The organism is Candidatus Leptovillus gracilis (assembly GCA_016716065.1).
GTDB classification, from domain to species: Bacteria; Chloroflexota; Anaerolineae; order Promineifilales; family Promineifilaceae; genus Leptovillus; species Leptovillus gracilis.
Map to the genome: position 1 here is coordinate 415136 of JADJXA010000002.1, position 12486 is coordinate 427621.

At 56.1% G+C, this 12486-nt stretch carries 14 protein-coding genes; 9 read left to right on the forward strand and 5 right to left on the reverse strand.

Going from position 1 to position 12486, the window contains the following annotated elements; translation table 11 throughout:
* Positions 1-51: 51 nt before the first annotated feature.
* From IPM39_06145 to IPM39_06160, 4 genes are all read right to left on the reverse strand, one after another.
* Positions 52-1227, reverse strand: a complete 1176-nt coding sequence (locus tag IPM39_06145) for an ABC transporter permease (protein ID MBK8985649.1) — start codon at positions 1225-1227, stop codon at positions 52-54.
* Between the two features lie 10 nt (positions 1228-1237).
* Complete coding sequence (locus tag IPM39_06150; protein ID MBK8985650.1) at positions 1238-1852, reverse strand: TetR/AcrR family transcriptional regulator; 615 nt, start codon at positions 1850-1852, stop codon at positions 1238-1240.
* A 230-nt stretch (positions 1853-2082) separates the two neighbouring features.
* A complete protein-coding gene (locus IPM39_06155; protein ID MBK8985651.1) occupies positions 2083-3042 on the reverse strand; it encodes a glycine cleavage system protein T in 960 nt (319 codons plus the stop codon).
* Entirely contained in the window at positions 3014-3607 is a 594-nt protein-coding gene (locus IPM39_06160) for a ClbS/DfsB family four-helix bundle protein (GenBank protein ID MBK8985652.1), read from the reverse strand. Before IPM39_06160 ends, IPM39_06155 begins: the two co-directional genes overlap by 29 nt.
* Positions 3608-3984: 377 nt before the next feature.
* Here IPM39_06160 and IPM39_06165 point away from each other — a divergent pair, with 377 nt between their 5' ends.
* The 9 genes from IPM39_06165 to IPM39_06205 all read left to right on the forward strand — a co-directional run bounded on the left by IPM39_06165 (position 3985) and on the right by IPM39_06205 (position 11011).
* A complete protein-coding gene (locus IPM39_06165) occupies positions 3985-4218 on the forward strand; it encodes a DUF2007 domain-containing protein (protein MBK8985653.1) in 234 nt (77 codons plus the stop codon).
* Positions 4219-4257: 39 nt separating this feature from the next.
* Positions 4258-4740, forward strand: coding sequence for a cytochrome c maturation protein CcmE (locus IPM39_06170; GenBank protein ID MBK8985654.1), 483 nt, complete (start codon positions 4258-4260; stop codon positions 4738-4740).
* A 163-nt stretch (positions 4741-4903) separates the two neighbouring features.
* Positions 4904-5887: a cytochrome c biogenesis protein CcsA gene (gene ccsA, locus IPM39_06175; GenBank protein MBK8985655.1), complete on the forward strand. Its 984-nt coding sequence runs from the start codon at positions 4904-4906 to the stop codon at positions 5885-5887.
* Entirely contained in the window at positions 5884-6903 is a 1020-nt protein-coding gene (locus IPM39_06180; protein ID MBK8985656.1) for a hypothetical protein, read from the forward strand. Before ccsA ends, IPM39_06180 begins: the two co-directional genes overlap by 4 nt.
* 5 nt (positions 6904-6908) lie before the next feature.
* A complete protein-coding gene (locus tag IPM39_06185; GenBank protein MBK8985657.1) occupies positions 6909-7424 on the forward strand; it encodes a cytochrome c-type biogenesis protein CcmH in 516 nt (171 codons plus the stop codon).
* A gap of 54 nt (positions 7425-7478) precedes the next feature.
* Positions 7479-8072 (forward strand): TlpA family protein disulfide reductase, encoded by a 594-nt coding sequence (locus IPM39_06190; protein ID MBK8985658.1) that lies wholly within the window; start codon positions 7479-7481, stop codon positions 8070-8072.
* A 162-nt stretch (positions 8073-8234) separates the two neighbouring features.
* Positions 8235-8723, forward strand: coding sequence for a zinc ribbon domain-containing protein (locus IPM39_06195; protein ID MBK8985659.1), 489 nt, complete (start codon positions 8235-8237; stop codon positions 8721-8723).
* 39 nt (positions 8724-8762) lie between these two features.
* Entirely contained in the window at positions 8763-10604 is a 1842-nt protein-coding gene (locus IPM39_06200; protein ID MBK8985660.1) for a c-type cytochrome, read from the forward strand.
* Between the two features lie 68 nt (positions 10605-10672).
* On the forward strand, positions 10673-11011 hold the full coding sequence (locus IPM39_06205; protein ID MBK8985661.1) for an EthD family reductase: 339 nt from the start codon (positions 10673-10675) through the stop codon (positions 11009-11011).
* A 33-nt stretch (positions 11012-11044) separates the two neighbouring features.
* Here the strand turns inward: IPM39_06205 and IPM39_06210 are convergent, their stop codons facing one another.
* A complete protein-coding gene (locus IPM39_06210; GenBank protein ID MBK8985662.1) occupies positions 11045-12439 on the reverse strand; it encodes a hypothetical protein in 1395 nt (464 codons plus the stop codon).
* Positions 12440-12486 lie beyond the last annotated feature (47 nt).

Genomic DNA, 12486 nt, shown 5'->3' on the forward strand with positions numbered 1-12486 from the left:
ATGCGTCATGGTTCCCTGTGACGTATGCTGCCTGTTGTCCCATGCCTCTTGTTATGAAGCCAATCCCAGAGCGCGCAGTGGCTCCACCCGTACCAGGAAGCGAATCGAAACCAGCCCGCCCAAAGGTCCAATAAACAGCAGGGTCAACACCGCAATCAGCACCTGCGGGCCAGTGAAGATGATGGGGATGTTTGGCGGCAGTCCCAAAGATAGCAGCAGCGTCGCCGCTGCGCCGATCAAAACGCCGATCATATTGGTTCCTACAATTTGAATGGTAGCTGCCAGACCAACCAACGGGTTCGATGCACCCAAAGCCTTCAACATGCCAACCTGTCCCACTTTTTGTAGTGTTTGAATCTGGAAGAAACCGCCCACCACCAGCACCCCAATCAACAGCGTGAAGCCGCGCTGGGTGTTGAGAGTGCTTTGTTGTTCCGAATAGCCCGGTGAATTCTCATAAGCCGTTACCACGTCCACCACTTCGATGCCGCTGACCTGGTTTTGCAGCCGCTCGATCATCACTTCTTGTTCGGCCGGATCTTCCAGCTTGACATTAACAATGTTGTAGGTCAGCTCGTTTTGTAAACCGCCGACCACCGGTTTGGAACGAATGTTGTCCCAGGTGAACAGCGGTACAAAAATGGATGGTTGGAAGAAGTATTGCTGGCTGGTGGTAATACCTACTATCGTCACCGGGTAAAGCTGGTCAATTGCTGCCTGAGTAGACTTGACGATGAGGGTGTCGCCAATTTGCAGACCAGTTTGTTGGGCCACGCGCCGATCTATGATCACTTCGTTGGCGCGAATGCCGCCAAGCTGCCGTCCGGTGGTGACGGCCGGTTCACCCGGACGCCCCGGCTCCACGCCAACCAATGAATAAGAAATGGGGTCTGACGCTGGGTCCATGCCGGCATATTGCACAAATGCGCTGCTGGTTCCAATGGCCCCGGCATCGGCCACGCCGGGTATGCGGCGCAGGTTGTTCATTCTGGAGCGGCTGAGTTGGCTGGATAACACGGCCAGGTTGGCCTGGTCCTGGAATACGACCAGTTCGCCATCCAGATTGCTGAGGTATTCTTTGTTGGCCGTAGCCAACCCTTCGCCTAAACCGGCCAGAAAGATGACCAACAGAGTGATGAGGGCGATAACCAGGCTGACCAGCAGGAAGCGGCCCCGGTTGCGCCAAAGTTCTTTAAATGCCAAAAAAAGTGAGACTGAGAGGGTCATAGTTGTTTCCTTAATTTTTCATGGCGCAGCAGGGCATGACGCCGTTGAGCAAAATATCAATCATTTCGTAAGCCAGTTGGCGCGGTGTTGTCTGAAACGAGTGCGCCCGGCCGGTGTATAAAATGCCTTCGATCATGGTCAGAAAAAGGCCGGCCAGCCGTTCTGGTTGAATGGCGCGGATTTCGCCGCGCTGTTGGGCGGCGGCAAAGGCGGCGATGAGCGGCTGAAATAACGTCTGCTCGGCTAACTGCATCAGGCGTTGGGCGTTTTCGGCCGTGAGGGCTGGCATGTCGCTTTCTACCATGCTGAACAGTTTGAGGGGTGGTTGGCTGATAAACCAATCAGCGACGGCTTCCAGTTGGGCTTGTAGATTTGGCCCGGCCTGCCAGATGGCCTGTTCTAATCCTTGTTGATGGCGGGCCAGCCCGCGTTCGCTCACTTCCACAAATAACTGTTCTTTGCCTTGCGGCGCGTGGTAATACAACGACGCCTGGCGCATTTCCAGCGCTTCAGCCAGATCGCGCATGGTAACGGCCTGGTAGCCCCGTTGGTGGAACAGGGTTTCGGCCGTCTGCAACACACGTTCACGCGCTTTGTTTTGTATTTCTTGAACAGCAATCATCATGTTTCCTTATCGTTTAACTACCTAACGCTTAGTAGGTTAGCAGACTGTATATGTTTTGTCAAGTATTAAGTTTGACAAAACATTGATTTTACAAGAGCCGGGGTATTTTGGCTGTTACTGCGCGTCGAACGTCAGGCGATAAGTGATGGTTGGCGCTTAACGCAAAAAGTCCCCGGTGCTGACCAGCGCCAGGGACTTTGCAGTTCAGGTGGTTGGTTGAAGAGGAAGCGTTAGCGGAGGGTAACGGCCGTATCCCCAATCCACAACGCCTGGTTTTCGTTTAGGACGGCCGTTTTCACATAGCCCAATCCGACAAGCCCGGCCGGGCCGCTGCCCAACGAGGTCAGCGTCCCCACCTTTTTACCGGCGGCGGTGATGTCGCTGCCCGGTTCGGCGGGGGCGGTCAGGCCCAGCTTGACGAGGCGTTTAGCCAGTTTGCCCCGGCTTTCCAGCCGGGCGATGATTTCCTGGCCGATATAACAGCCTTTGTTAAAAGAAACATCAGACCACAAGTCGGCTTCCAGCGGGATGTAATCCTGTGTTAGCTCGCGGCCCAGGCGGGGGATGCCGCTTTCGATGCGCAGGTACTCAGCGGTGGCTTCATCGGCGGTTGTCAATCCGGCAGCCAGGAGGCGGGCTTGCACGGCCGCCTTGTCGGCGGCCGCAGCCAGCACCAGGTAGCCATCGCCGGCGATCGGATCCGTGCGGTGCAGGGAAAGGGGGACGCCGTCTACGTTGGCCGGCAGCCAATGGTGCAGCGGCAGGTCGGCCTCGGGGAGACCGGCGTTGACCAGCTTTTGTCCAGCCTGAGGGCCGTAGACGCCGAACACGGCCGTTGCCGCGCTGATATCCTGCAACCGAAAGTCATCGTTGAAGAAGACAAAACGCAGCAGGTAACGGGCGATAAAATCGGCGTTGTTTTCGCCGGTCAGCACGGTCACGGCGTCGCCGCTGGCGTACAGCCGCAGCCGGTCAATGATGCGGCCGATGTCGGTGGTAAGAATAGTAGCCGCGCCTTGTCCTGCGGCCAGCCCCTTGACCGCCTGGGTAGACATGCGGTGCAGAAGGTCCAGCCGGCTGCTGCCGCTGAATTGCAGCACACCGGTGGCGTGGTGGTCCACCACAACGGCCGTATCGTGGGCCGCGTGGTAAACGACGGGGTCACTCTGGCTCGTTGGCATCATAGTCATGGGAATTCTCCTCAAGCGAGACGGCCGTCAGGGGAATGAGCAGCTCTGGGGCTGGCTCAGGGTATGCTTCATCCCACTGCGCGGCCCAATCGGCGGCAAAGGCTGCGATGGCCGGGATGTAGGTCGCTTCTCGCTCATAGGTCAGCGCGGCAGTGAGTTGGGCCAGGGAACGGCCGTTTAGCCAGGCATAACGCTGCGGACTCATCAGGCTTTTCTCTGAAAACTCCTCCAGCCATTCCTCCACCTGCACCCGCACATGCTGAAAATCGTGGAAAATGGCATCCAGGTCCCGCGCACGATTTTCAATCAGGCGCTGCTGGTCATAGTCGGCCGGCTGCGCCAGGGCTTGCAGCAAATGTTCCGGTTTTTGTCCCTTGTCTATGCGCATAAAGCCGGTCACCAATTCCGCTTCCCAGGCAGTTTGCAGCGCCAGACAATCGGTAATAGATAACTCGCCGACGACGTTGGGTCTTAAGAGCGCTTCATCGGGCAGCATTTCCAGAGCCACCAACAGCCGTTCGCGGCTGCGGTCTAATTTGTCCAGGATGTTTTCCAGGTAAATCATTGTATCTTCCTCGTTGGGCCGGTTGGATAACGGCCGTATATGAATCATCTCCATTCTAGCACGGTGACAATTGTCATACCACGTTGATGATATCTATCAGTGACGGCCCGTGATGATCCGCTGTGGACATTTGGCGGTGATATGCCTATACTCTTATAGACCTGCAAATGATGCAGCAGTCACCCCTCTTTGACTTATAGGTTTCCTTAAAGATATTTCAGAGTTGGCTTCAAGCGAAGTATAATCTGAAAATGCAATCGTTAACCAACCCAACCAAATCAACAAATAGTAGATAATGAGCGATACAATTTCCCAACCACTTCCTGACGATATAGCAGAAATAGGCAAAAAATCTTCTGGCCCACAGGAGGTGCTGGGTGACTGTGGCCAAAACTTACGGATTAACCCAGGCCACTATCATTGCCGGACGCTTACAGTCTGAGGGTGTGCCGGCGCGCGCCTGGCAGGAAGGCGCAGGGCAGGCCACCGGTTTGATTATTGGCAAATTGGGAACCGGGCATGTTGTTGTGCCAGCAGCCTTCGAGCAAAAAGCATTAGAAATTCTGGCCGAAACGCCCGATGAAGGTAATTGGGACGAAGAAGAAGAATAGAACTTTTTTCCCCCCCCTCGATGATGAGGAGTGTAAGATATGGCTGATACATCATGGACCAATCAAAGCGGGACCATTACTTTAGACAAGCCTAAAAGCAGCCGGCTCAAATTTGTTGTGGCCGGCGCTTTGTTGGTAGCAGCTATCGTCTATCTGGTTGTCAACGCCATGAGCGGCAGCACGCAGCTTTACAAGACGGTCGATGAATTTTATGCAGAGCAGGGCCGCCTCGTTGGCCGTGATCTGCGTGTTTCTGGTTATGTATTGGGTGATACGATCCAATACACAGTCATAGATACGGCCAACTCGCGCCTGGAGTTTGATATTGTGGACAACCCGGCCAATCCCGGCCAGCGGCTGCATATTGTTGTCTTCAATGAGCCAAAACCCGATTTGCTGCAAGACCACGCCCAGGCGTTGGTCGAAGGCACGGCTGATGAGACAGGCGTGTTTACATCCAATCCCGGCGGCCTGTTCCTCAAATGCCCCACCCGCTATGAAGAGATGGAACCCCCACAATAATCATTTACGGACCTGACTGGCTTCTGGCAGACGGAATCAGTATTCAGTAATCAGTATTCAGTCGGTGTTACCTCTGGAAAACGCCAACCAGACACCGTACACTGAACACTGAACACTGCTACCAGTCAGGTCTCGTCCTTTTTGGCCCAAACGGAGAAACCTTATGATCCCTGACATTGGGGCGATTGCCCTGGTTATGGCTTTTGGTGTGTCCATCTACGCTGCTTTTGCCGCCTGGTATGGCAGCCGCACAGGACAGCCGCGCTGGATTGAAAGCGGCCGCAACGCCACCATCCTGGTCTTTCCTTTGGTTGGCTTATCGGCTGGAATGCTGGTCCTATCACTGCTGACTGATGATTTTTCCGTTGAATACGTCTGGCGCGTCAGCAGCATAGACATGCCCAGATATTTGAAAGTCACCGCCTTGTGGGGTGGGCAAGCCGGCTCTTTGCTATTCTGGAATTGGCTCATGGCCGCCTTTGCTGCGGCCGTGATGGCTCGTAAATGGCGGCAAAACCTCGGCCTGATGCCGTATGTGATCATTGTCATCAGCATGACCCAAGTTTTCTTTTTGGGTATCTCCGCCTTTATTGAACACCCGTTTGCCCGGTTGGCGCTGGTTCCGCCCGATGGCAATGGCCTCAATCCCCTGCTGCGCCATCCCGGCATGATCATTCATCCGCCCATGCTCTATCTGGGCTTCACCGGTTTTGTCATTCCCTACAGCTTTGCCATGGCGGCGCTAATCTCCAAGCAGTTGGATGACCGTTGGATTCGCAATACGCGCCGCTGGACGTTGGTGTCCTGGTTGTTTCTGAGCCTGGGCCTGATTTTGGGCGGCCGTTGGGCCTACGATGTGTTGGGTTGGGGTGGTTACTGGGCCTGGGACCCGGTGGAAAATGCGTCGCTCATGCCCTGGTTGTCGGCTACCGCCTTTTTGCACTCGGTGATGATTCAGGAAAAGCGCGACATGTTTAAGACATGGAATATTTTCCTGGTGGTTCTAACGTACTGCCTGGTGATTTTAGGCACGTTTGTGGTGCGCAGCGGCGTCATTTCTTCGGTGCATTCGTTTGCTCAGTCGGCCATTGGCCCTACTTTTTTGCCTTCATCGTCATCATGTTTGTCTTTTCTGGCTACTGGATGACCCGACGACGCGACCTGCTGCATTCGGAGAATCACCTTGGTTCTTTCTTTTCCCGCGAAGCTGCCTTCTTGTATAACAATTTCATCATCATAGCAATTCTGGCGGTGGTGTTTTTGTTTACCTATTACCCGATTTTTTCAGAATTGGTGACCGGCGAGAAAGGGTTTGTCGGCGCGCCGGTTTATGAGCAGGCGTTGGCCCCGCTGTTTGCGGCGCTGCTGCTGCTGATGGGCGTGGCTCCGCTGACGATGTGGTATCGGACTAACGTGCAGCGGCTGCAAAAGGCGATTTTGTGGCCGGCCGCTGCTGCCCTGGTTTTTGTCGTGGTTCTGTTTTTCCTGGGGGTTCAATATTGGGCGGCGCTGTTGGGCTTATGGATCGTCACTTTTTCGGCGCTGCTGACGTTGATTGAATTCTGGAAAGGGACGCGGGCGCGCATGAAGCGCGGCGAACCAGTCTGGACGGCTTATGTCAACTTAATGGCGCGTAATCACCGGCGTTATGGCGGGTATTGGATTCATCTAGGCGTTTTGGTGATGGCTTTTGGCATTATTGGCACGGAGTTGTACCAGCAGCAAACGCAGATGCACATCTCCAGTGGCGAGAGCATTCGCTTAGGCAATTATGAGATGGTTTTTAATGGCGCCAGGCGCTACGCGGGACCGGATGATTTGCTGGTGACCGAGGCGAATCTGGATGTGTTTTATAACGGCCGTTTCGTCACCACCCTCACCCCTAAGTCCGAACTTTATACCCGCACCGGCCAGCCCATGACCATCCCCGATGCCCGTTCGACCATCGCCGAAGACTTTTACGTGCTGCTGGTGAACTGGGAACCCACGACGGCCAATGAGGCAACTTTCCGTGTTTATCTCAACCCGCTGATTAATTGGGTATGGGCCGGCGGTTTGATATTTGTTTTAGGAACCCTGATTGCTGCCTGGCCGGACCGGCGCCACGCGGCCGTGTTGGAGGCGCGCCACGAACGGGCGGCGTTAGGCGCTGCAGGAGATTGATGACCATGCCGAAGAGAGTACTATCAGCCTGGTTGGTTGGCCTGCTGCTGCTGGGCACGGCCGTTACCGTCCGGGCGCAAGAAGGCCAAACCGCGACGCCTCCGGTCGTGCGCCAGGTTAGTGATGACGAAGTGAATCAGATCGCCCAGGAATTGTACTGCCCGGTGTGCGAGAACACGCCTCTGGACGTGTGCGGAACCCAGGCTTGCGCCGATTGGCGCGAACTGATTCGCACCAAACTGGCTGAAGGCGAAACGCCGCAAGATGTATACGCCTATTTTGCCAGGCAGTATGGCGACAGTGTATTGGCCCGGCCACCGCGCGAAGGCATTAACCTGATCTTGTGGCTGTTTCCCATCGCAGCGGTGGTGTTGGGGCTGTTGTTTTTTGGACGTTATTTGCAAGGGCTGCGCAGCGCATCTGCCCCGGCAAACACGATGGTGGAAACGGCCGTTATTCCCCCCTCTCCTTCCCAAGATGATTACGCGGCCCGTGTGGAACGAGAGCTGCAAAGAAAGTAAGCCCGTCATGGCCTGACAGGTTTTCAAGAACCTGTCAGGTCCCAAGAGAAAGCCATGAGTACAGAAACTGCACCAACAACAAATGAACAATTGAGCGGCGACAAGCCACAGAAAAAGCTGCAACCGGTGACGATTGCCCTGTGGCTGGTGGCCATCGGCGTTTTGGCCCTGGTGGGCTGGGGATTGATGAACGCTAATAAAACCCGGCCAGAACAAGGGCAAACCGCCCCTGGCTTTGTGATGGAGTATTTCAATGGCTATGAATGGGAGGGACGGCCGTCTGCCACTCTGGAAGATATGCGTGGCAAGGTGGTCATCGTCAATTTTTGGGCGTCCTGGTGTGTCGAATGCCGCATAGAAGCCGATTTACTGGAACAGGTCTGGCGGCAGTACCAGCATGACGATTTGGTAATGTTGGGCATTGCCTACTCCGACGTGGAACCCAATGCGCTGAACTATCTCAAAGAGTTTAACGTCACCTATCCCAACGCCCCAGATTTACGAACCATCATTTCCAACGATTATGAAATTACCGGCGTGCCGGAAACATTTTTCATTGACAAAAATGGGACCATCGCCCACGTCCAAATTGGCCCGGTTAATCAGACGACGATGACCACACTGATCAACCGGCTGTTAGCTGAATGAACAAACGAGGAGAGGAGGAGTCGGCAAACCACAAATAGTAAGCGGTGAACATTATGCTGAACACTGGTACATGTAAACCGTAGCCCGTTGGCATTCGTCGGATCTGCTACCCTACAGATTACCGAATACGGATTACCAAACACTGAACGCCGACCACGTATCATGACTACAGGTTCTATCTTAATCGGTCTGGCCCTGCTAATTTTAGTGGGCTTACTCATCGCGCAGCCGCTGTTAATGCCGGAAGAGCGCCAGTCGCGCCGTTCTCGCAGCCGACGCCAGATGCTGCTGGCGCAAAAAGAGGCGCTGCTGGAAGAGGTGCGCGCCTTAGATTTTGATTATGAAACGGGCAAAATTCCCGCGGAAGTGTATGAGCCGCAGCGGGCAGATTTGGTAGCCCTGGCCGCCGACGTGCTGAAACAGTTGGATATTCTCTCGACCTTGCCAGACGTGGAAACGGCCGTTACCCAACTCCACCAATCCCCCACCGACGATATCGAACAAGCCATCGCCAGACTGCGCCGCCAGCCCAAACCGGCCGAGCCGACCAACGGTAAGGCCCATTTTTGCCCGCAGTGCGGCCACCCTGTGGACGCCGGTGATAAATTCTGCGCCGTTTGCGGCCACCAACTGGCGGTGACGGCCGTTTGACCACACCCCACACCTATCCCAACCCTGACGATAAACCCCATGATTGAACCACAACGACACAACGCCCGATACGGCCGTTTTTTTATTCTTGCCCTGCTTTTCCTTCTGCTGCTGGCGACGGCCGTGTCTGCCCAGGAACCCGCCATCCCCCAAACCGCGCCCGACGCCGCAGTGGGCCTAAGCCTGTTCGCTGACCGCTGCGCCAATTGTCACGGTCCGGCGGGGCAGGGTGATGGCGAACTAGCCGCTCGCCTGGAAGCGCCGCCCGCCGACATCACCGACCCCGAATTTCGCCGCACGCGAGTCCCCGCCGATATGTTCACCGCCATCACCAACGGCAATCTCGCCAGTGGAATGCCCCCCTTTGGCCCCGATAACCAGACCGATCCCATCAACGAGAGCAATCGTTGGGATTTAGTGGCCGCTGTGTACAGCCTGGCGACGCCCCCGGAAACGTTGGCCTTTGGTCAGATTGTCTACGAAGACAACTGCGCCGCCTGTCATGGCGATACCGGTCTGGGAGATGGGCCAGACGCCGCCCAGGACACGCCGCCTACCGACCTGACGGATCTGGATTACTGGTTTAGCCGCAGCAATGAAACCGTCTTCACGGCCGTTGCCAATCAGGTCATTCCCGTCCATGATTATGACCTGACCGATGACGAATTGTGGGCGGTGGTAGATTACGGCCGTACCTTTAGCTATCGTTACGCCAGCCCGGCCAGCCCTGCTGGTCCCATCGCGGCGGCGACCATCAGCGGTATTGTCACCAATGCCTCCACCGGTGAATTATTGACCGAAGGCCAGGTGAGACTGCGGGCGTTTGACACGAACTTCCAATTAACGCAAATTCTAACCGAAACCTTGCAAGCCGATGGCAGCTACTCCTTCACCGTAACCGACGCGCAGCCTAACTGGGTCTATCTGGCTGGCGTCAATTACCAGAATGTGGGCTTTAGCAGCGACGCCGCGCGCCTGAATGCGGCCGAGCCGTCGCTTTCCCTGCCCATCACGGTGTTTGAACCCACCACTGACCCGGCGGCTGTTGTCTTGGATCAACTGCACATCCTGGTTAATTTCGCCAACGATGCCCTGCAAATTGATGAGTTTTACATCGCCAGCAACATCAGTAACAACGTCTTTGTGGGTGAGACGGGCGATCCGGCTGCCGGGACCCTGCAATTTTCTTTGCCGCAAAATGCCACCAACGTCACCTTTCAGCGGGCGCTGGGGGAGATGGATTCGACCATTCCAGCCAACGAGGTGATTCAGACGGCCGTTGGCTGGGCCGACACATTCCCCATGAATCCTGGCCCCAGCGGCACAAATCTCATCATATCGTATGAGCTGCCTTACACCGACAGCGCTTCGTTAGCCCGGCTGGTTCATTACCGGGTGACCAACGCCAACCTCATCATGCCCGATGCCGGGGTTACAGCCTCTGGCGCGGGGTTTGAGAACCGGGGCGTGCAAGATATGGGTGGCAGCCGCTTTGCCACCTACAATCGGGTGGATGTGCCGCCGGATACGACGCTCGAACTGGCTTTAAACGGCCGTCCCCAAATCACCACCACGTCGGCCAGCAGCGCCATCGCTCCCCGCAACCAGACCTCAGACCTCATTATTGGCGGTGTGTTCCTGGTGGTGGTGGTTGGTCTGGCCGGTTTTACCGTTCGTTCCTGGCGCGCCGCGGCCGATGCTGAATATGACGACGATGACGATGAGCCAGAGGTCGCCGGGGACGTGGAAGACGACAAACAACGCCTGCTTCAGGCCATCGTCACATTGGACATCGCCTTTGAAGACGGGCAAATCGCCGAAGCCGACTACACAGCCCGCCGCGCTGAACTAAAAGAAGCCCTGGCCGAGATTTGGAACTAATTGATCATCTAGAAGTAGCATGGCCCAGATTGGGCCAATCTCCCCTAGGTCTTTTAACCGGGAATCATATGTTTAAATTTGTGACAATTTACCGGCGAGTGGATGATGAGATGAAGCTGGAAGCATTTTTTTCTGGCGTCCATTTGCCCCTGGCCGAACAACTACCCGGTCTGCTCAAAACCGAAGTCAGCCGGGTCATCGGCAAACCGGGCGGATTATCCCGCTTTCATCTGATGTACGAATTGTATTTTGAGTCTGAGCGGGCTTTTCAGGCGGCTATGTTGTCCACCCCTGGCCTGGAATTGACGCTGGCCCTCAAGCCCTGGGCTGAGGCCAAACTTGTTAGCTGGTTCTACGGCGATTCCTTTGCTGAAGAAGCCCATAAACCTGGCGTAGCCCAGGAATGAGAGACAATCCCAAATCGTCAATCGTCAATCGCCTCACGGTTCCGGCTGGTTTCGCCCTTCGCCGTCGGATGTTGTGGCCGGAATAAAGGTCTGGTAAATCACCGGCGTATAGAAATAGTTGTCGCTCTGTAACTCGCCGGCGCGCCGGCCGCCCAGCACGTAAATGCGCGTTTCCACGTTAGCCACACCCATATCGGCCCAAGACGGGTTGTTTTCCAGCATCGGTGTATTGAGTACCTGCCAGGTTTCCATGGTTGGGTCATAAAACTCGCTAAACGTCACCAGTTCATTCCCATTTAACCCGCCAATAAGGTAAAGCTTGTTAAACAGCACGGCCGCGCCCGCACCGGCGCGTGGGGACAACATAGCCGGACACGCCTGCCAACGAGCGCTGCTGGTATCAAACAGATGGCAGGTGTCCAGCGCCGATGTGCCATCGGACCCACCCACTACGACTAATTTGCCCGTTACCTGGCCGCCGGCGAGCGCTGTTTTGGCTTCTGGCAGCGGTGGCAGGGGGCGCCAACTGTCGCTGCTCTGGTCGTAAATATAAGCGGTGTCCAGCACCACGCGGCCATCCGAGCCACCAAAGAGGTAAAGAAAGCTGCCATCGGTCAGCGCCAGGCCGCCGGTGACCGGGCGGGGCAGGCTGGCGACGGGCCGCCAGGCGTTGTTGGCCGGGCTGTAGGCTTCGACAATATTGGTGGGGGAACCATCGGCCAGACGGCCGCCGGGCACATAAATTTCGCCAAAGAGGACGGCCGCTGTTGCGTCGGCAACGGCCGTTGGTTTGGCGGCCATCTCTTGCCAGACGTGTTGAATGGTATTTAACCGCAGGACCCGGTTGGTGACCCCAACGGCCGTCTCGCCGCCAATCTGATACAAATCCAGGCCGACGGCGACCGAGGCCATGTCGGCCAGCGGCATGGTCAACGGCCGTGCCGTCATCCAGCGCGTTTGTCCAATCGGCTCGGAAAGAAAGGGTTCCACTGTTGGCGTTGGCGTCGGCGCTGGGCTAAAAGCCAGGCGACTGAGCAGAACCAGGATCGCCAGCAAGGCCACCAACAGCCCGCCCACCACAACGGCCGTGCTGCCGGTCAGCCGCCGAGTGGAGACAGTTGGCGTGGGGAGAACGGCCGTTTCTTCTGTCAGCGTCTCGGCAATGGGTTCTGGCTCCGGCAAAGGGGAAACTGTGGGATCAGTCGCCTCCATGCCTGGAATTGTCACCAACCCTTGCTGCAAAGCGGCCGTCGTCGCTTCTGTGCGCGAAGAAACGCCCAACTTGGTGTAGATGTTGCGCAAATGCACCTTCACCGTGTTCTGGCTGATCGCTAGTTCGACGGCCACCTCTTTGTTCGACGCGCCGTTGACCACAGATTGCAACACAGCGCGTTCGCGTTCGCTTAGGGTTTCACCAGGTTCAGCCATGTGTTCATTAAAGTATAGAGCTAGAGCTAGAGATGTTGGGTTTAGGG